The 18,788-nt window shown below is 61.2% G+C and carries 16 protein-coding genes and 1 pseudogene; 8 read left to right on the top strand and 9 right to left on the bottom strand.

From position 1 onward, the window contains the following. Positions 1-47: 47 nt before the first annotated feature. The 6 genes from V473_RS00565 to V473_RS00540 all read right to left on the bottom strand — a co-directional run bounded on the left by V473_RS00565 (position 48) and on the right by V473_RS00540 (position 7,800). Positions 48-1,559: a long-chain-fatty-acid--CoA ligase gene (locus V473_RS00565; protein ID WP_066599219.1), complete on the bottom strand. Its 1,512-nt coding sequence runs from the start codon at positions 1,557-1,559 to the stop codon at positions 48-50. 99 nt (positions 1,560-1,658) lie between these two features. Continuing rightward, positions 1,659-2,294: a 3-oxoacid CoA-transferase subunit B gene (locus V473_RS00560; RefSeq protein ID WP_066599217.1), complete on the bottom strand. Its 636-nt coding sequence runs from the start codon at positions 2,292-2,294 to the stop codon at positions 1,659-1,661. A gap of 2 nt (positions 2,295-2,296) precedes the next feature. Continuing rightward, positions 2,297-2,998, bottom strand: a complete 702-nt coding sequence (locus tag V473_RS00555) for a CoA transferase subunit A (RefSeq protein ID WP_066599214.1) — start codon at positions 2,996-2,998, stop codon at positions 2,297-2,299. A gap of 72 nt (positions 2,999-3,070) precedes the next feature. Then, positions 3,071-4,861, bottom strand: a complete 1,791-nt coding sequence (locus tag V473_RS00550) for a hydantoinase B/oxoprolinase family protein (RefSeq protein ID WP_066599211.1) — start codon at positions 4,859-4,861, stop codon at positions 3,071-3,073. A gap of 2 nt (positions 4,862-4,863) precedes the next feature. Next, positions 4,864-6,936 carry a hydantoinase/oxoprolinase family protein gene (locus tag V473_RS00545; protein ID WP_066599209.1) on the bottom strand — a complete coding sequence of 691 codons (2,073 nt, stop codon included), beginning with the start codon at positions 6,934-6,936 and terminating at the stop codon, positions 4,864-4,866. An 84-nt stretch (positions 6,937-7,020) separates the two neighbouring features. Next, complete coding sequence (locus V473_RS00540; RefSeq protein WP_169793897.1) at positions 7,021-7,800, bottom strand: SDR family NAD(P)-dependent oxidoreductase; 780 nt, start codon at positions 7,798-7,800, stop codon at positions 7,021-7,023. Positions 7,801-8,014: 214 nt separating this feature from the next. Between V473_RS00540 and V473_RS00535 the strand changes: the two genes are divergently transcribed. From V473_RS00535 to V473_RS23910, 6 genes and pseudogenes are all read left to right on the top strand, one after another. After that, positions 8,015-8,836 (top strand): TetR/AcrR family transcriptional regulator, encoded by an 822-nt coding sequence (locus tag V473_RS00535; protein WP_066599202.1) that lies wholly within the window; start codon positions 8,015-8,017, stop codon positions 8,834-8,836. 753 nt (positions 8,837-9,589) lie between these two features. Continuing rightward, positions 9,590-10,429, top strand: a pseudogene (locus tag V473_RS00530) (ArdC family protein); the annotation flags it as partial. Then, on the top strand, positions 10,426-10,857 hold the full coding sequence (locus V473_RS00525) for a DUF2958 domain-containing protein (RefSeq protein WP_066599199.1): 432 nt from the start codon (positions 10,426-10,428) through the stop codon (positions 10,855-10,857). The pseudogene V473_RS00530 and the gene V473_RS00525, both read left to right, overlap by 4 nt. A 138-nt stretch (positions 10,858-10,995) precedes the next feature. Further along, entirely contained in the window at positions 10,996-12,696 is a 1,701-nt protein-coding gene (locus V473_RS00520) for a ParB/RepB/Spo0J family partition protein (RefSeq protein WP_244884319.1), read from the top strand. A gap of 195 nt (positions 12,697-12,891) precedes the next feature. Then, positions 12,892-13,335 carry a hypothetical protein gene (locus V473_RS00515; protein ID WP_066604777.1) on the top strand — a complete coding sequence of 148 codons (444 nt, stop codon included), beginning with the start codon at positions 12,892-12,894 and terminating at the stop codon, positions 13,333-13,335. Positions 13,336-13,584: 249 nt separating this feature from the next. Continuing rightward, positions 13,585-13,743 (top strand): hypothetical protein, encoded by a 159-nt coding sequence (locus tag V473_RS23910; protein WP_169793896.1) that lies wholly within the window; start codon positions 13,585-13,587, stop codon positions 13,741-13,743. A 358-nt stretch (positions 13,744-14,101) separates the two neighbouring features. Here V473_RS23910 and V473_RS00510 read toward each other — a convergent pair whose 3' ends face one another. Beyond that, the gene (locus V473_RS00510; RefSeq protein ID WP_082678929.1) at positions 14,102-15,835 is read right to left on the bottom strand and encodes a CRISPR-associated endonuclease Cas3''; all 1,734 of its coding nucleotides are present in this window, start codon (positions 15,833-15,835) and stop codon (positions 14,102-14,104) included. Between the two features lie 208 nt (positions 15,836-16,043). On the opposite strand from V473_RS00510, the gene V473_RS23905 reads away from it, so the two are divergent. Both V473_RS23905 and V473_RS00500 read left to right on the top strand, forming a co-directional pair. Further along, positions 16,044-16,463: a DUF6880 family protein gene (locus V473_RS23905; RefSeq protein ID WP_330219416.1), complete on the top strand. Its 420-nt coding sequence runs from the start codon at positions 16,044-16,046 to the stop codon at positions 16,461-16,463. 19 nt (positions 16,464-16,482) lie between these two features. Then, positions 16,483-16,884: a PilZ domain-containing protein gene (locus tag V473_RS00500; protein ID WP_066599188.1), complete on the top strand. Its 402-nt coding sequence runs from the start codon at positions 16,483-16,485 to the stop codon at positions 16,882-16,884. Position 16,885: 1 nt separating this feature from the next. Here V473_RS00500 and metW read toward each other — a convergent pair whose 3' ends face one another. Continuing rightward, the gene (gene metW, locus V473_RS00495; RefSeq protein ID WP_066599182.1) at positions 16,886-17,479 is read right to left on the bottom strand and encodes a methionine biosynthesis protein MetW; all 594 of its coding nucleotides are present in this window, start codon (positions 17,477-17,479) and stop codon (positions 16,886-16,888) included. Next, positions 17,476-18,612 (bottom strand): homoserine O-acetyltransferase MetX, encoded by a 1,137-nt coding sequence (metX, locus tag V473_RS00490; RefSeq protein ID WP_066604775.1) that lies wholly within the window; start codon positions 18,610-18,612, stop codon positions 17,476-17,478. The genes metW and metX overlap by 4 nt, the downstream gene beginning before the upstream one ends. Positions 18,613-18,788: the final 176 nt, after the last annotated feature.

Below are 18,788 nucleotides of genomic sequence, written 5' to 3'. Positions count from 1 at the left end.
AACTTTCTTTATCTGTTTGATTGACGTGAAATGGCGCTAATCCTCTTTCACGGTGAAGCCGTGGACAGCCGCGCCACCAGTTCCGCCAATTCTCGTTTCAGGATTTTGCCGCTGGGCCCCAAGGGAATGGTTTCGACAAACACGAATTCCCGAGGATATTTATATTTGGCCAGATGGCGTTTTGCCCATTCGACCATGTCCGACGACGATATGCCGGCCATGTCGCGATGCAGTTGTACGACCGCGACGATTTCCTCGCCGAACAGGTCATCGGGACGCCCTACGACTGCGGCCAGGGCTATGGCCGGATGGGTGGACAATACCTCTTCGATCTCACGGGAATAGACATTGAAGCCCCCCCGGATGATCATGTCCTTTTTCCGATCGACTATCCTGACATAGCCATCTTCATCTTTGGTCGCGATGTCGCCCGTTCGAAACCACCCGTCGACCATGCAGGCGCGTGTCGCATCGGCCTGGTTCAGATAGCCTGCAAACACATTGTGACCACGCACCACGAGCTCGCCCACTTCATCGGCCGCCAACAGTTCGATGCGGTCCTCCAACTCGATCCTCGCGACTTCGCACTGGACGCCCCAGATCGCCTTGCCAATCGTCCCGGGACGTCGCTCGAAATCGGGCTGGTTGAAACAGGCGGTGGGTGAGGTTTCCGTCAGGCCATAGCCCTCATAGATATCGACCTCGAAAAGACGTTCGACTTCTTCAAGGACCGCCACCGGGATAGGTGCGCCGCCAGACACCGCAACTCGCCAATGCGGCAGTTCTGCCTTGTTGGGACGGACTAGCGACAGCAGCCCGACATACATCGTCGGAACGCCAAGAAAGAACGTCACTTTTTCCAGCCGCATCACGTCCAGCACGGCTTGTGCCGCGAACTGCCGCATGATCACCACGGTCGCGCCAGCCAAAAGACCGGTATTCAACAAGCAGCTTTGGCCGGACGCATGGAACAGCGGAATGCAGCACAACACCACGTCCTCGGGACTAAGGTTGAACATCCCCTGCCCCACCGAAACCAAGGCATTCATCGTCAGGTTGTCATGGGTAAGGATTGCCCCTTTGGGTTTCCCCGTCGTGCCGCTCGTATACATGATGACGGCTTCATCGCGGCCATCCGGCGGCGTCGGACAGATATAGGTGAGGCCTTCCGCCAGATCCGCCAGTTGAAAGGCTTGCAGGCCTGCGCCGTCCGCGGCAGCTTGGGCCGTATCCCAAACCCGTCCGCCTCCGATCAAAAGGTCCGCTGTGCTGTCCTTCAGGACATAGCTTGCCTCCGATACGGTCAGCAGCGCGCTAACCGTTACGACAGAAGCCCCTGTCGCGAGCGTCGCATAATAAGCCACGACGAAATCCAGGCCATTTTCGAGCATGACGGCGACGCGCTTCGAAGGGCCGATATCCAACGCCTGCAATCCGGCTGCCGCCCGTTCCACTTCCAGCCGCAAAGCGCCGTAAGTCAGTCGGCGATTTTCGAAAATAATCGCCAGCTTGTCGCAATGGCGGGATGCGGATTCAAAAAGGATGTCAGCAAGCCACATCGGTCATTTCCTCATCCGTACCAAGTCGAACCTAAAACGTACAAACGCTCGTTCATTTTCTACGGGATGGTGTAGCCGTTGTCAACGCATGTTGAAAAACTAGAATGTCGTGGCGACGGGCGCTGCGGTCCGGGCCCAAACCTCTTCGATCGAGACGTTCGGTGCCAGTTCGTGAAGCTCGAACCCATCATGTACGATGTCGAATACGCCCAGCTCGGTTATGACTCGATCGACGCAGCCAAGACCAGTAAGCGGCAGATCGCACGACGGCAGCAATTTGGGCGCCCCATCGCGCGCATTATGCTCCATCACAACGACGACGCGCTTCACGCCCGCCACCAGGTCCATGGCGCCGCCCATGCCTTTGACCATCTTGCCGGGTATCATCCAGTTGGCGATATCGCCCCGCTGGGACACTTGCATCGCCCCCAGAATAGAGAGGTCTACATGGCCGCCGCGGATCATGGCGAAGCTGTCCGAGCTTGAAAAATAGCTTGAATGCGGGAGCTGCGTGATCGTCTGCTTACCCGCATTGATAAGATCGGGATCTTCCTCGCCCTCCCACGGGAAAGGCCCCATACCCAACATTCCGTTTTCCGACTGCAATGTGACATGGATGCCAGGCGGTATATGGTTGGCAACCAGGGTAGGAATTCCGATCCCCAGATTGACGTAAAATCCGTCCTGCAATTCACGCGCGGCACGCGCGGCCAGTTCGTCCCGTGTCCAAGCCATGTTCAGATCCTCGTACGGACGGTGCGTTGTTCGATGGGCTTTTCCCGGCCGCGCGCCTGAACCAGGCGCTGGACATAGATGCCCGGCACATGAACCTGGTCTGGATCAATGTCTCCGACCTCGACTAGTTCTTCGACCTCGGCGATCGTAACCCGCCCGGCCGTGGCCATGACCGGATTGAAATTGCGCGCGGTCTTGCGGAACACCAGATTGCCCTCGCTATCCGATTTCCACGCCCTTACGATCGCAACGTCCGCGACAAGGCCGGTTTCGAGAATATAGGTCTCGCCCGCAAAGGCCTTATGTTCTTTGCCGTCCGCAACGAGAGTGCCCACACCTGTCCTGGTGTAGAAGCCAGGTATGCCTGCACCACCGGCGCGAATCCTTTCCGCCAAGGTCCCCTGGGGATTGAACTCCAGTTCCAGTGCGCCAGAGAGGTACAGGCTGGCGAACAGCTTATTCTCGCCGACATACGAACTGATCATCTTGCGAATCTGGCCATTTGCCAGCAACAGCCCAAGACCCTGGCCGTCGACGCCCGCATTGTTGGAAACGACGGTCAGGTTGCGGACATCGCTACGGGCGATTTCTTCGATCAGGTCGGCTGGAATACCACACAGGCCAAAGCCGCCGGACATGACCATGATGTCGTCGCGCAGGATTCCTGCCAGCGCGCTTTTGGCGTCCGGGAATAACTTGTCCATATTGTCTCCTCGACGGCTTGCAAGCACGTCGCAAAGGTCCCCGCGCCAGGCGGCCAGGACCCGCTTCTCAGTTCATGAACTGCCCAGTTGACTGCGCAGTTGCCGGGTCTGCTCATCATCCACCACGATCTCGTCGCCTGCCCCTGCAAATGCCACGCCGTAGACGTCCGATGCGCTGTCCTGCGTCACCCATCCTTCCAGAACATCGTCCAGAACCTTGGCGGGATCGCGCTCCCACGGGTTGCCGAAGCCGCCGCCGCCCGCGTCGATGCCGACGATGCGCTGGTTGATCCCGACGTCGAACACGCCGAACGAACCGATTTCCTTTTCCTCGCCGCTTTCGACGTCGCGCAATGCGATATAGTGCGGCATCCCGGACAGACCGCCCTGGGCACCGCGCGCAGGGTTGATCTTGCAATCCGCCATCACAGCTACCGACATGTTAGCAAATCGCGGGCCATATTCGACACGGGTACTTGCCCCTCCGCGATATTTGCCGGCGCCGCCGGAATCGGGCACCGCAACGACCTTGTCGACGACGATCGGATATTTCATCTCGTCGATTTCGACCGAATCGCGCAAGAGCAGCCCGCCGGTGACTGGGACGCCCATCGTCAGCCAGCCGTCGGCCATCGCCGAAGCCGCGCCGCCCATAGCGGTCACCACGAGCTGATTGACGAAGGGCATATTCCCCCGGCGCGCGTCCTTGCCCGCGATCACCGCGGTGCCCGCCCCCAACGATGCCCCGCCCTCGGCCACGCCAAAGGGCGTCGCTTGCGAGAGGGCCGACTGTGTCACGCTGATCAGGCGATCAGCGACATTGCTTGTCGCCATTGAACAGGATGTCGGATGGACCGGATAGCCGACGATGCAATTTTCGCGCAGCAGCACATTGATCCGGCGGATAGTGCCATGATTATGGGGAATATCGGCGTCCAGCACGTTGAAAATGCCAGTGACCGTACTGTTGATGGACGTTGCCCGCGACAGGTTCAGCCCTGCTTCGAGGCAGTCGATATTATCGCGCAGATCGATCTCGATATGACCACCTTCGGCATCGATCTTGGCCGTGATGTTGATCGGAATGCTGTCTTCGATGATGCCCGGCAGCGGATCATGGGCGGTCGACGCCGAATAGGTCCCGCTTTGGAAACCCTGCAGGGCGTGCGCGATCCGCCGTTCGGAATAATCGAACCATTCCTCTACGAACGCCTCAATCGTCTCCTGCCCATATTTCGCGACCAACTCGACCAGCCGCCGTTCGCCAATCCGAGCCGATCCCAAGGTTGCCAGATAATCGCCATACCATTGATCCGGGACGCGAATGCGCAACCGGCACAAGCGGATGATATCGTCGATGTCGGTATAGTTGCGCTGCACCCGGGTCGCGGGGAAGATCAATGCGCCTTCCTCGTACACATCCTTAGCACTGGGCATGTATGTCGTAGGCTGACTGTTGCCGATATCGGCCTGATGCGCCTTCGCTACGGCCGTGAACAGATGCTTGCCGCCGACAAAGACCGGAACCAATATCGTGTGGTCGGCAGCATGGGTGTTCCCGCTATAGGGATCATTGTGCAGGAACGCATCGCCAGGCGCGATGTCGCTATGCAGCTTGGTCATAGTTTCGGTCTGCAGATGCGAGCCGAAAATATGAACCGGCAGTCCCTCTGCTGTTGCAAGAAGCCGGTTGTCGCCCGTCACGATCGAACAGGAAAAATCCCTTGCGGTCGTCAAGATGGCCGACCGGCCGCTGCGCAACAGCGTATTCGTCATTTCGCGCAATATGGCGTTGACCCGGTTGGCGATGACCGCCAGTACAGTGGGATCGAGCGGGGCTTGCGCCTTCTGCTTGTCATTCATCGTCAAACTCCCGTCTCGATCAGATAATTGCGATACGACGTAACAATGGCCGTCATGCCGGGATAGACGACGATGGTCGTCGTCGGCTCCTCGATAACGGCCGGACCGGCTATGCGGCTTCCGACGCGCAGGGCAGGCCCGTCATAGGACCCGATCTCGACGCTCCCTGTCTCTTCGAAATGGGCCGTTCGGCGTGAGCGCGGCGCATCCGTCCCGCCATCATTGCTTGCGACGAGCGACGGCTTGTTGACGACTGCGGTCAGTCGGGCCTTCCAAAAGAGGATTTCAACCGGTGAGCCAGGATCAGTTACTGCGAAAATGCGTTCGTGGACCGCATGGAAATCCTGGATCAGTTGATCGACTGCGCTCTGCCCGTCGAAGCTGTTGCTCCGCAAAGGCAATTCGAGTTCCCACGCCTGCCCTTCATAACGCGCCTCGACGAAATAACGACGTTCGATACTCAGAACACCGCGTGCTTCCAGGTCCGACGCCACACCATCCATCTGGCCGTCGAGCCCGGCCAAAACATCATTTGCCCGCCTGAAATCGAAGTTGCGGGTGTCGAGCAGCAGCGTCGCGGAATATTCAGAAATGATGTCGGAGAATTGCGCGCCACAGGCGCTCAAACCGCCCGCTGTCCGGGGTATCAGTACATGCTTGGCACCGATTTCCTTCACGACAGCGGCGATATTGAGACCTGCAGCGCCGCCGCCCGCGACCATCAGGCATTCACGAGGATCGACGCCTTCGTTGACGGTGATTTCCTGGACGGCCTGCACCATGGCTTCGCTGGCGATCTTCATGACGCCGGTAGCCGCCTCTTCGACCGACAATCCCAGCGGATCGGCAACGGTGGCGAGGGCCCGGCGCGATGCATCGACATCCAGTTTCAGGCGACCGCCAAGGAAATTGGCGGGATTGAGATAGCCAAGAACGGTTGCCGCATCCGTTACGGTGGGCAGTTCGCCGCCATTTCCATAAGCGGCCGGCCCCGGCTGGCTCCCTGCGCTTTGCGGACCGACACGAAGCAAGCCGCCAGGATCGACCCAGGCGATCGAACCGCCTCCGGCACCAATGCTGCGAGCATCGACCGAAGACAGGCCTGTCAGATGGCCCAGGAAACGCTCGCCAAGCCAAGTTTCCCGCGTGAAGACGACATCGCCATCGCGGATCATGCTGACATCGAAGCTGGTGCCGCCGGTATCGCAGATGATGACGTCGCGCGCACCCAGTTCCGCATGACCATATACCTTGCCCGCGATCGGCGCCATCGATGGGCCGCTGCGGGTAGAGTAGATCGGCCGCTCGCCGAGTGCTTCCACGCTCATGACACCGCCGAAGGATGTCGCCGCCAGCAACTCGCCCTTGAACCCCGCCGCCTCCAGATCGATGGCAAGGTTCTTGAGATGGGTCTGCATCAACGGCTTGAGCGAGGCGTCGATCACAGCGGATGACGCACGGCGATATTCGCGAATGACGGGGTTCACGCTGTGCGACAGGGTGAATGGTACACCTGGCAACTCTTCGGCAATCAACTCGCCAACGCGCCTTTCGTGATCGCTGTTGGCGATCGACCACAGCAGCGACACGCCGATGGCTTCGATGTCCCGCTGCTTGAGTTGCTGCAGAACCTCGCGAACCTGCGCCTCATCGAGAGCAATAATGACGTTGCCTTCAGCGTCGACACGCTCGTCAAGTTCGAAGCTCAAGCGACGTGGCACATAGGGCGCGGGATAGGATATAGAGAAATCATAGGCATTGGGTCGGCCACCTTCGCGCAGGACCAACGTGTCCTTGAAGCCGCGCGTGGTGAGGAAGGCCGTCTTGGCCGTCTTGCCTTCGATGATGGCATTGGTCGCCCGCGTGGTGGCATAGATGAAAATGGATGTGTCGCTCAGCAGGTCGTCAAGAGAAACGCCCAGGCCCGCTGCGGTCACGCCGAGCGCCTCCTTGATCCCGTTGAACACGCGAGAATGGTCCGTGAGAGCCTTGTTGACCGTCAGATTGTGGAGCGGATCGGCAACGACCACATCGGTAAAGGTTCCCCCCGTGTCGACCGCGATGCGGTAGCTCATATTACAAACCTTTCTTGTGATGCGCGGACGATTTGGGCTGACTATCGGGCGCCCCATTGCGATCCGTTTCTGAAGATGTTGAATTTATTGAGCGGTGAAGCCGCCATCGACCAGCAGGTCCGTTCCCGTGACAAGGCTGGATTCATCCGAAGCCAGAAAAAGAACCGCAGCAGCGACCTGCTCCGGCTGACCCATCCCGAGCGGCTGGCTCGCGGAGACGATCCTGTCCACCTCTTCCGGCCCACCAAGCGTCGCTATATACTCCCAGTTCATCGGCGTATCGATCCAGCCGGGGCAAACGCAATTGGCCCGAATCTTGTCCTTCGCATGTTCAAGCGCAATCGTTTTGGTGAACATCAGGACGCCGCCCTTCGACGCGCAATAATGGGCATGAAGAGGCTCGCCGATGAAGCTGTTGATAGATCCGATATTGACGATCGACCCACCGCCCGCCCGCATCATTTCGGGCAGGGCATATTTGGTAGTCAGAAAGGTGCCCTTGAGATTGACGTCGATGACGCGGTCCCATTCCTCCTCGCTCATGTCGATGATGAGAGCGTCAGTCACGATACCCGCGTTGTTGCAGAGTATGTCCAGCTTTCCGAAGTTGGAGACTGCCGTGTCCACCAGTGATTTTGCGTCGACTGCTATCGACGAGTCGGCTTTGATCGCAATAACGTTGGACTCGCCGCCCGCCAGGGCCTGGGTTTCGAGCAGGGCATCCATGTTCCGGCTGGTCGAAATCACCACCTTCGCGCCTTCCCGGGCGAAAGCGACCGCAGTCGCGCGGCCAATTCCCGTGCCAGCGCCGGTCACGATTGCAACCTTGCCGTCCAAACGCCCGGCTCTTTCGCCCTGTGACATATGCCAACCTCCTTCGTATGAACGACCGCTCATTCATATTCTTGCTATCAATTGATTCGACCTTCGTCAAGCGGACTGGAGAGTCCACCCTTAACCTTACAGAATTCATGATATATTTTATTCATTTTCAATGACTTGCAACTTTATGCTGCGTTATTTTGCAATCGGCCGTTAACGTACGCTTGTTTGCAGCACTTGACGGCCTGTCGCTAATATGGGCAACGAGAACCAGATGATTGATGCTTGGCTTTCGCAAGATGTTTGGTTGCGAAACGGTCACGAACTGGTGGGATATCCTATGGCAGCTGTTGCAAAGAAAGCGTCGAAGCGGAACGCGACGGAATTCCGGCAGGACACATCCCCTCGGGGAACTGCGGACCACTACCTGGAGCGATTCGAATTAGCCGGCCTGCGTAATCGCGATCTTGTGATGCTAGATGGCGGCACCAGGGGGCGTCTTCTTCGGGAAGCCGTAAAGCTTTTTGCCGAAATGGGTTATGATGCCTGCTCAGTACGCGACTTGGCAAAAGAAGTCGGCCTCGGGGCCCCTGCAATCTATAATCATTACAGTTCCAAACGCGAAATACTCGTCGCCGCAGTTGATCACATACTTAGCGACTTTTTCTATCATCTGATAAGCGGTCAGTCGGGCGATACGCCGGAAGCGCTGCTGTTCGGCATTCTGCGCAGGCATACGATCTGGGCTGCGTCGCAGCAGCCGATGGCCAAGGCGTTTGATGCCCTCGTAAACCCCGCATTCATGCAACGCGTAATGGAAGATCAGGAACGCGCGCGATTTACGGCCGCGATCGCCGAGTATATTGCCATTATACGTGAGCTTCTTGACGAAATCGTTGGCCCGGATGACGAGATCGAACGGTACAGCCGCGCGTATGCCGTGCATGAACTGGCGGATCGCGCTGGATGGTGGTTCGATCCCGAGGGTCCGGTAACGCCTGAGGAATTGGCCGATCAGACAGGTGTCTTAATTCGTCGAATGATCGGGTTGAATCCGATCGATGTAGATCGCCAATAGCATGATCGCCGATTAATCTGGATCCGTGCCGATTTCGTCTAGCTAGCATGATTTCGCCAGATTGCGACTTTTGAATGCAGTGATGCTTTGGCTGCAGTGCGGGCGCTCAGTCAGCGTCAGCCCGGAAAGTCGATCGAGGATGGCTTGCCAGCCTCTGAGGCTATATGATTCATTTTCAGGTTGCGACGATCAAGCCGCCGATCATTAGCAAGACGCCGGCACCGGCATATATTTTGCTTGAAAACAGCGCGAGAATGGTTGCGCACAATTGTTCGGGGAGCGGCTTGGAGCTCAAATCAACCAGATCCGAACACGAACTTTCTCGTCTTCCCGCAGCGCGCGAACGCTCGTAAGCGCGCCAATGCGATACAGCGTATCGCCGTATTTCATGAAATGATGACGCCCCCCGATGGCCGGTCGCGCTCTATGCCGCTGCCTGCAATTGCCAATGCAACGGGTCTCTTCGGGTCTCGATCATGTTACCCGCTTCGATCCGCGCGGTTCACGACCGGCTGAAGCAATGTCTATCATGATCTGCCCAAGCCCGTGCTTCTGCGAATAGTGACATCGGGTAATGACGCCCCGGCGGAGCCGGTCGCGCTCTATGCTGCCGCCTCTTTCAGCAGCACCCAGCCCCCATGGGTCTGGTCCTGGCGGTAACGATCGCTGGCGCGCTGCGGATCTCGCGATCCGCATGTGCAGTCGCCATGCTGCCTCGCATGGCGCCGCTTTTGTAGAGCCTCTCCCAGGACGCGGGAGTATTCGGGCGTCAATATCCTGATCCTGTGGGGCGCAGCCATCGAAAAGGACTATCCTTCCCAAAGCTGGGTGACCTTCAAGCAGGCGCGGGATGCAGGCGGATGCGTATCCAAGGGCGAGAAGGGCACGACCGTCGTCTATGCTGACCGCTTCACTCCCGAAGCGGAGAAGGAAAAGGCGAGAACTACCGGCGAAGACGCCAAGTCGGTCGCTTTCCTCAAACGCTTTACCGTCTTCAACGTGTCGCAATGCGAAGGGCTTCGGCCCGGCCTTGCCGCAGAACCCGCCCCCTTGGCCGAACGCGAAATCGTGCCCCTAGCCGAGTCTGTGATTGCAGCCAGCGGCGTGGATTTCCGTATTGGCGGAGACAAGGCTTCCTACATGCCCTCGCTGGACGTGGTGCAGGTGCCGCCCCAGCCCGCATTCTATGAGCAGATCAACTATTACCGGACCTGCCTGCACGAACTGACCCACGCGACCGGCCATCCCTCGCGCCTCGACCGCAATCTTAAGAACGACTTTGGCTCCAAGGACTATGCCCGCGAGGAACTGATCGCGGAAATGGGATCGGCTTTCCTCTGCGCCGCGCTCGGCATCATCCCGACCGTTCGCCATGCCGACTATATCGGCTCTTGGCTGGAGGTGCTGCGCGAGGATAATCGCGCCATCTTCCGCGCGGCGGGCGCAGCCAGCAAGGCGGCGGACTGGCTCTTGTCCCGGCATCGCGAGGCAAGCGAAGACCTCGACATCGAAATCGACATGACGGCCGGTGACGAAAACGGCGCTTTGGTTTCGGCACAGGCCTGCGCCGCTCTGGAACGGAGGGCGGCATGATCCTCCTGACCCCAGACCTTCGCTATGCCCTGCGCGCCAATGCCATAAGCAGCGCCGCCGCGCAGGCGCAGGACATGCGCTTCGATCCGGTCCCGGTCGTCAAATTCTTCAACCCGCTGGGCGCAGGCACATGGCTGGCGACCGAATTCTATGGCGATGACGATACCCTGTTCGGCCTCGCCGATCTTGGGTTCGGCTGCCCGGAAATGGGCGTCTTCTCGCTGATGGAAGTCCAGAGCGTCCGCCTGCCCTATGGAATGCGGATCGAGCGGGACGAGGGTTTCTACAGCCAACATCCCCTGTCCCGTTGGGCCGATACCGCGCGCCGCGCCGGTTCTATCATCCATGCCGAGCAGCTTTTGATCCGCGCCAAGAGCGGCGCGGGTCCCGACCTTCCGACCGATCCCACCCACGGGACGGCAGGATGACGCGCGTCGCGTAACGCCGCTTTGCCAAAGCCGGTCCGCCCAACTCGGAAAAAGAATGACGGACCGGCACTCACAAGGAGTGATACCCATGAAACTCGATTTTATCCGCTCGACAAGCTTTGTGTCAGCAAGGCCAATATGCGCTTTTCCAAGAGCGTTCCCGATGTGTCGGACATATTGCCGACCGTGCGCCAGCGGGGCGTGATCCAGCCGGTCATCGTCCGACCAAACTGTGCGCCCGGCGCGTTTGAAATCATTGCCGGTTCCCGCCGCTTTCACGCCGCTTTGATCGTCGCGGAAGCAAAGCGCGCCATGGGCGAGGCTGACAGTGAAATCGCCTCGCTGCCCTGCGCCATACTTGAAGATGGGGACGACGCCGATGCGGTCGAAGCCTCGATGATCGAAAATATGGCCCGGCGCGATGCCGATGAGGTGACCCAGTGGGAAAGCTTCACCCGGCTGGTGAAGGAAGGCCGCAGGACCGACGACATCGCTGCGACCTTCGGCCTGCCCGAACTCACCGTGCGCCGGGTGCTGGCGCTGGGCAATCTTCTGCCCCGCATCCGCCGCCTCTATGCCAAAGACGAGATCGACCGGGCGACCGTCCGCCATTTGACTCTCGCGTCCAAGAGCCAGCAAAGATCATGGCTTGCCCTGCTGGACGACGAGAACGCCTATGTGCCGGTTGGCCATCAGTTGAAGGCATGGCTGACGGGCGGCCAGTCCATCGGCACCCGCCATGCGCTGTTCGACATTGAGGCGAGCGGCCTGTCGGTCATTGCCGACCTGTTCGGCGAGGACAGCTATTTTGCCGATCCCACTGCCTTCTGGGCCGCGCAGGACGCCGCGATCCGCGCCCGGCGCGAAGCCTATCTGGACGAGGGCTGGAACGATGTCTTGATCGTGCCGCCCGCCGAGCATTTCTCGACCTGGGAATATGTGAAGGCCAGCAAGCGCCATGGCGGGCGCATCTATGTCGATGTACGTGGCACAGGCGAAGTCACCTTCCATGAGGGCTATCTGAGCCGCAAGGAAGCCGAGCGGATCGCCAAGGGACAGGCCAGCGGTTCGGGGAGCAAGGTCGCCCGCCCCGAAATCACCTCGACCATGCAGACCTATCTCTGCCTCCATCGCCATGCCGCCGTTCGCGCGGCCCTGACCGGTCATCCCGCCGTCGCGCTGCGCCTCATAGTGGCCCATGCCATCGTCGGGTCCAGCCTCTGGGCGATCCGCATCGAGCCACAGACGAGCCGCAACGACCTTGTCGCGCAAAGCATCGAAAATGCGCCGGGAGAGGCGGATTTCGACCATATGCGGCGCAAGGTGCTGGCCCTGCTGGGCTTCGACGCGGAAGAACCGACGGTCATCGGCGGCGAGGGCGACGGTTTGGGTCCCGATATCGGTCTTGTCGCGGTCTTCCTGCGCCTGCTCGACCTCGACGATGCCCAGGTGATGGATGTGATCGCCATCGTCATGGGCGAAAGCCTCGCCAGCGGAAGCGCAGCCGTCGATGCGGTCGGCCTTCATATCAACGTCGACATGGCGGACTATTGGCAGGCGGACGATGCCTTTTTTTCCCTCTGTGCGCGACCGCGAGATATTGGGGCATCTGGTCGCGGACGTCACCGACCCGGCCATCGCGACCGCCAATGCGGGCGAGAAGGCCAAGACGTTGAAGATCATCGTGCGCGATGCGCTCGACGGCACCAACGGACGCGACAAGAAGGATCGCTGGGTGCCGCGCTGGATGCAGTTCCCGCCATCGGCCTATTCGCAACGGGGCGGGGTCGGAACGGTGTCCGCCCATGCGCGGGTCGAAGCGGCCATGCAGGGGCATGATGCCCCCCAGCCCGATCCGGGCGCACCGGGCAACGTCGTTCCGCTGCCGAACGACCGGGAGGAAGGGATCGAGCGCCTTGCCGCCTGATCTGTTCCTGCGGGCGGCGCTGCGCCGCCGCCCGTTTGCCGTCCGCAATCGAAAAATCTGCGCGCCGCCTCCGTTCCGGCGGCGGCGCGCCTTTTGGGAGTTTCATCATGGTCGTTCGGGTTTCGCTTTCCATCACGCTCGGCGGCGATCTGTCCGCTGCCCTGCGCGACGATCTTCTTGCCATCGTTCAAAGCGAGGGTCTGGCCCTCGATTATGACGCAGAACCCTTCACAGCCGACGACTTTCCTGCCGATGGGCCGCTCTTAATCTATGCTCATGAGGTGGCCTGGGGCCGGGTCGACAGGCTGGAGGGCTTCTGTGTCGCCCATGATCTGCCATTCGCCCGCTGGTCGGGCGGCAGCGCGGCGCAGTTCGGCCCGGAACGCGCCGTCTTCACCGGGACGGGTGAAGCCAGCCTCTATGCTGCCGACGAAGATGATGACGTCGTCATCACCATGGACCGGGTCGAGAGGCTCGGCAGCTATGAGGCCATCATGGCCTATTTCGCGGCGGCAAATTTCCGCGTTCCCCCATTGCGGTTCGTGGCCTGAAAATCGTCCGCGCCCTCGTCTCGCGCACGCGAGACGAGGGCGCGGCGTTAGGCTGGTCCGCCTCCGATTCGGCGCGGCGGCGAGACGCGCCTGCTTATGACAGAAACGCGGGATACGTTCCCAGCGTCCGAGACGAAAATTATCGCTATCGTTGACAGAGTGCATCGTCGCCGTTGCGGCCGTGGGGACCGACGCGCCGGGAGGGCAGGCAGGCGCAGCGCCAGAGCGGGCGAACGCAGCGGGGGCCGCATGGACGAGCCATATCGCCATCGTGCGAACCCGCGCGTGCGGCTCAATCCGCCCGGCAGGCAGGACCGGGAGAAGACGGACGGGCATGGCGCCCGCTTCGCCGATGGGAAAGCTGCTATCGAGCGCCGCATCGGGCCGAACCCACCATCCTCGCCATGACGCGCCGACTGCTAACGGATGGGCCAGTCGCCATGGCCTTGGGTCCTGCTGCCCTTGCGGCCACTGGCCGGGTGAAGTGCGTTGACCTGGCAGCGTCTCGTGCGCCCCGCAAAACCATCGCCCCACTCCTATTTCCCCGCCGTTCCGGCTCCTCGCGGCCGCTTCGCTTGCAAATAGCAGCGGGCCTCCGGTCCTCCGCTTGACTGGCAAGGATCGGCTCTCCATCGCGCGTCTGGAGGTTTCGATCCACGCCTCCGCGTGGGAGGCGACATCTTCCGTCGGTCGATCCTACTGCTGCTGTCGTAGTTTCGATCCACGCCTCCGTGTGGGAGGCGACCGATGGCGGTTTCGTTGCCGGTCATGACATAGGTGTTTCGATCCACGCCGCCTGCGCGATGCTCGACAGGCCCGCCGCCGCGCGCCACACTTCGGGGAAGCTGATGTCCACCCCCGCCTCGATCAGGCTGGTGGCGATAAGCCGTACCGGCTTTCCCATCGCCAGATCGCCGCGCAGTTTTTCCAGAACGTCCCGGCGATGCTTCGCGCACATCAGGGTCGTGAGGTGGACCGCCCCCTCCTGCCCCCGGATCGCGTCGAACAGGTCGCGGGCATGGGCGCGGCTGTTGACGATGCACAGCATCTGGGGCTGCTTGGCAAAGCGGGCGGCGATGTCCGCGTCGCTGACGGGTTCGCGCCGCCATTCGACATCGACCCGCTTGAGCTGGTCATAGAGCGCCTGAGGATTGGGCGCGAGTTCGCGATCCTCCGGGATGTCGAGGCCTTCCCACTGCCCCGCCTTCTTCATCGCATCGGTTTGCGGCAAGGCTTCGTCCTGCACGCGCAGCGCGGGTTGGGTCGCGGTGCACAGGATCACGGTGGCGCCATAATTGCGCGCCAGCTCGTCGATCGCGGCCATGCAGGGGCGCAGCAGGTGCACGGGCATCGACTGCGCTTCGTCCAATATGATGACGCTCTTGGCCAGGTTATGCAGCTTGCGCGCCTGGCTGGTGCGTGCGGCGAACAGGCTTTCGAAGAACTGGACCGCGGTGGTCACGACGATCGGCGCGTCCCAATTCTCGGCGTCGCGGCGTAGTTTGGCGAGGCCTTGCGCGCCTTCCTCCTCCTCATCCGCGCCGGATACGGGGCGGCGCTGGTCCCAATCAAAGCTGGCATGATGCTCCAGCACGGCATCGCCCAGTTCGACATGCTCGCGGAATATCTGCGCGGTCTGTTCGATGATCGAGGTAAACGGAATCACATAGATGATCCGCCGCAGGTCATGCGCGGCGGCATGTTCCATCGCAAAGCTGAGCGAGGTCAGCGTCTTGCCGCCGCCGGTCGGAACCGTGAGGGTGAAGAGGCCCGGCGGCAGGGCGGCTTTGCCGTTGGCATGGTCCAGAATGTCCGATCGCAGTCGGTTGACCGGCGTGTCGTCGCGGCGGTGTCGCGCCATATAGGCTTGGACAAGCGCGCGATGCTGAGGAGTGAGGATGCCCCCGCGCATGGGGCGATTTTCGCCAAGAGACTGCGCGTAAAAGGCTTCCGTTTCCAGAAAATCGGCATCGACCAAGCAGGAAAAGAGCATTCGCGTCAGAAAGGTGGTGGTGAAGGCCCGGTCCACGGCATTGGGTTTCAGGCCCATAATAGCGGGTTTCATGGCCTCCATCGCGGGCAGGCCCGTAACATGGTCCGCCCAGCCTTGATAATGCTCGATGGTCTTGACGAGGCGTGTGGGCAAGGTGCTGCCCTCATGCCCCGATCCATCCATCAGGCCGCCATGATGGCCCGCGATGCCAAATGCCATTAGCGTACCGAGATATTTGCCATAGGCGGTCACTGCTTCCTTGGCTCCCGCCGTGCTGTGATCCGGCCCCTTCGGCCCGCCGGCGTTACGCGGTCGGCGGATGTAATGTTGATAAGGCTCAGACTGCTTGCCGATGTCGTGCAAAAGCCCCATCGCCAGCGCGATCGGCGATGCGCCGAACAGGTCCGCAAAGGATGCGGCGCTTTTCCCCACTGCCGCGAGATGATGGGACAGCGGTTCCCATGTCTCTTCGGGTTGCCCGTCCACGGAATGTGCGAATCGTTTCATGACGCAACGCCCTTTTTGAGAGATCGGACGCTGGCAGGGGTGCAAAGAGGGCACAAGTCCACCGAGTATGTTAGCATTGACGGCGCCAAGCCTATCCGGCCCTCACCCCAGTCGCCGTTCGTTGAGTCCGCTCAAGCAGACTTGGTTACTGCCATGGCGATGGCCGACGATGACAACACCCCCTTGACGACCCGCCCCTGACACCGAAATATCCGGCCATGCCCTCACCCAAAACACTCACCCTTGCCAACTTGGAAGCGCTCGGCGCTGCGCGTCTGGCGACGGTGAGGATGTCGCGGAGCCGGTGCGCAAACGGCTTGTGACCATCGGCAAGGCCAAGGCCTTTGTCGACTGGCGCAAGATCAAACTGCTGGCCCATGACATCCATATGCAAAGACGCGCGGTTGATCGCCTTGGCGACGCCAACATAGGCGGAGGAAGATGTTCGGTCGGTCATCACGCTTGCCCATCCGCGTTCGGTTCGCGCTTGTCGAAAAGCGTCGCGCGCCGCCGTGGAAAAGGAAACCTGTCCGCAACGCCCACAAATACGCCGTCCGTCGCATCGGCGGCCCGGATCGGCGCGCGCCCTGCAACCACTGGCCATGTTGGGGACTCTTTCCCATGGTGAACATCATGCGAGAAGGACCATGGACCTGCCCCCGCGCGCCAAGCGCGCCAACGTCTTCATCGACGCGCATCTCAATCTGGGCGAACCGCTTTCCGCGACACAGGTCGTGCGCATCCGGGACATCTCGGTGGGGGGCGCGCGCATTCAGGGCAAATCGCCGGGCGTCGGCGCCCGAATCGTCGTCACACGCGGCGAAACGGAGATGCCGGGCCGGGTGGTATGGACCGCGGACCGCCATTTCGGCGTGGCCTTCGACAAGCCGGTGGACGTCGATGCGGTGCTCAAGGCCAGCGGGCGCAAATCGCCCGACCGCCCGGTCTACGCCGCCGCCCTCACGTCGGGACTGACGCATTTTCAGCGCCATACGCCGCGCGGCCGAACAGCCTCCTTCGGCCTGCGTCTGACGGAAGCCGGCCGTTAAGTTATTTGCGCAACAAAAACACCGCATGTTCGGCGAACAGGTTGGCGTTGGCGTGGGTGGTTTCCCTGTCGCCCTTCAGGAACCATTGGCCATCGATGGTCCAGCCCCGCTCCTTCACCAGCGCGCGGAAATCGTCGACCGTCACATGATGGATGTTGAGCGTATCATACCAGGTGTCGGGCAACAGCCGCGTCACTGGCATCCGCCCGCCCCAGAGCAGCGAAATCCGACCGCGCCAATGCGCGAAATTGGGGAAGGAAACGAACGCCTGACGGCCGATGCGCAGCAATTCCTCCACCACCAGGTCAGGTCGCCGCGTCGTCTGCAGCGTCTGGCTCAATATCGCATAGTCGAAGCTGGCGTCGGGATAATAGCCAAGGTCGGTGTCGGCATCGCCCTGCACCACCGACAGGCCGCGCCCCACCGCCGCCGCGACGTTGGACCCGTCAATCTCCAACCCGCGCGCATCGACTTGGGCATTGTCGCGCAGCGCCGCCATCAGCGCGCCGTCGCCGCAGCCCACGTCCAGCAGCCGCGCGCCCCGCCGCACGGTGCGCGCGATCAGGGCCAGGTCCGGCCGCAACGCCTCGCTCATGCCCGGCCGCCCTTCAGGAACCCGTCCACCACCCGGTTGAGTTCGGGACATTCCAGCAGGAAGGCATCATGCCCGAACGGACTGGAGAGTTCGACGAAACTGGCCTGCGCCCCCGACGCATTGAGCGCATGGACGATGATCCGCGATTCGGTGGTGGGATAGAGCCAGTCGGTATCGAAACTGACGAGGCAGAAGCGCGCCTTGCTGGCGGTGAACGCCTTGGCCAGCGACCCGCCATGATCGTCGGCAATATCATAATAATCCATCGCGCGCGTAATGTAGAGATAGGAGTTGGCGTCGAACCGATCGACGAAGCTCAGCCCCTGATGCCGCAAATAGCTTTCTACCTGGAAATCGGCGTCGAACCCGAATGTCTTCGTGTCGCGCCCCTGCAAGCGCCGCCCGAATTTCTCGGTCAGCCCTGCTTCGGACAGGTAAGTGATGTGCGCCGCCATGCGCGCGACCGCCAGCCCGGCGCTCGGCACCTGCCCATCGGCATAATAGTCGCCGCCGCGCCAGTGCGGATCGGCCATGATCGCCTGCCGCCCGACCTCGTGAAAGGCGATATTCTGCGCACTGTGCCGCGCGGTCGAGGCGATCACGATGCAGCTTTCGACCCGGTCGGGGAACAGCGTGGGCCAGGTCAGCGCCTGCATCCCGCCCATAGAACCGCCGATCACCGCGCTCAGCCGCTCCACCCCCAGATGGTCGAGCAACGCCGCCTGCGCCCGCACCATGTCGGCGATGGTCAGCACCGGGAATCGCATGGCGTGGGGGTCGCCCGTCGCCGGATCGATGCTGGCCGGGCCGCTCGATCCCATACAACTGCCGATGACGTTGGAACAGATGATGAAATGGCGGGCCGGATCGACCGGCTTGCCCGCCCCCACCAGCCGCCACCACCAGCCGGGCTTCCCCGTAACGGGATGGTCGGACGCCACATATTGGTCGCCGGTCAGCGCATGGCAGATCAGGATGACGTTGGACTTGTCCGTATTCATCGCGCCATAGGTTTCATAGGCGATGTCGACCGGCCCCAGCCGCGCGCCGCTGGACAGGTTCAACGGGGTGGTCAGGCGGGCCTGCCGCCGCAGGCCGAACCGGCTGTCTTCGCTGATGGGAACGCTGGCCATGATCTGAGCGGCGCTAGGACCGCGGCCGCGCCCTGTCAATCGGAGCGGTAAAACGTATAGCATCTGACGGCTCGCCTCCTTCTGTCGCTGCCTGAGAGACACGGCTATGGGGCAAGCTGGAATGGCCATCCCAGGTCCGCTTCCGGCCCATATCGGCGCTGCCATCGCTTCGCTTT

Source organism: Sphingobium cupriresistens LL01 (assembly GCF_001046645.1).
GTDB classification, from domain to species: Bacteria; Pseudomonadota; Alphaproteobacteria; order Sphingomonadales; family Sphingomonadaceae; genus Sphingobium; species Sphingobium cupriresistens.
Note: the sequence above shows the minus strand (reverse complement) of the source record. Positions and strands in the feature narration are given on the sequence as shown.

What these genes read in the sequence shown, in the direction of transcription:
- V473_RS00565 (WP_066599219.1), bottom strand. Translation starts at nt 1,559, where the DNA reads ATGTGGCTTGCTGACATCCTTTTTGAATCCGCATCCCGCCATTGCGAC.
- V473_RS00560 (WP_066599217.1), bottom strand. Translation starts at nt 2,294, where the DNA reads ATGGCTTGGACACGGGACGAACTGGCCGCGCGTGCCGCGCGTGAATTG.
- V473_RS00555 (WP_066599214.1), bottom strand. Translation starts at nt 2,998, where the DNA reads ATGGACAAGTTATTCCCGGACGCCAAAAGCGCGCTGGCAGGAATCCTG.
- V473_RS00550 (WP_066599211.1), bottom strand. Translation starts at nt 4,861, where the DNA reads ATGAATGACAAGCAGAAGGCGCAAGCCCCGCTCGATCCCACTGTACTG.
- V473_RS00545 (WP_066599209.1), bottom strand. Translation starts at nt 6,936, where the DNA reads ATGAGCTACCGCATCGCGGTCGACACGGGGGGAACCTTTACCGATGTG.
- V473_RS00540 (WP_169793897.1), bottom strand. Translation starts at nt 7,800, where the DNA reads ATGTCACAGGGCGAAAGAGCCGGGCGTTTGGACGGCAAGGTTGCAATC.
- V473_RS00535 (WP_066599202.1), top strand. Translation starts at nt 8,015, where the DNA reads ATGGGCAACGAGAACCAGATGATTGATGCTTGGCTTTCGCAAGATGTT.
- V473_RS00525 (WP_066599199.1), top strand. Translation starts at nt 10,426, where the DNA reads ATGATCCTCCTGACCCCAGACCTTCGCTATGCCCTGCGCGCCAATGCC.
- V473_RS00520 (WP_244884319.1), top strand. Translation starts at nt 10,996, where the DNA reads ATGCGCTTTTCCAAGAGCGTTCCCGATGTGTCGGACATATTGCCGACC.
- V473_RS00515 (WP_066604777.1), top strand. Translation starts at nt 12,892, where the DNA reads ATGGTCGTTCGGGTTTCGCTTTCCATCACGCTCGGCGGCGATCTGTCC.
- V473_RS23910 (WP_169793896.1), top strand. Translation starts at nt 13,585, where the DNA reads ATGGACGAGCCATATCGCCATCGTGCGAACCCGCGCGTGCGGCTCAAT.
- V473_RS00510 (WP_082678929.1), bottom strand. Translation starts at nt 15,835, where the DNA reads ATGAAACGATTCGCACATTCCGTGGACGGGCAACCCGAAGAGACATGG.
- V473_RS00500 (WP_066599188.1), top strand. Translation starts at nt 16,483, where the DNA reads ATGGACCTGCCCCCGCGCGCCAAGCGCGCCAACGTCTTCATCGACGCG.
- metW (WP_066599182.1), bottom strand. Translation starts at nt 17,479, where the DNA reads ATGAGCGAGGCGTTGCGGCCGGACCTGGCCCTGATCGCGCGCACCGTG.
- metX (WP_066604775.1), bottom strand. Translation starts at nt 18,612, where the DNA reads ATGGCCAGCGTTCCCATCAGCGAAGACAGCCGGTTCGGCCTGCGGCGG.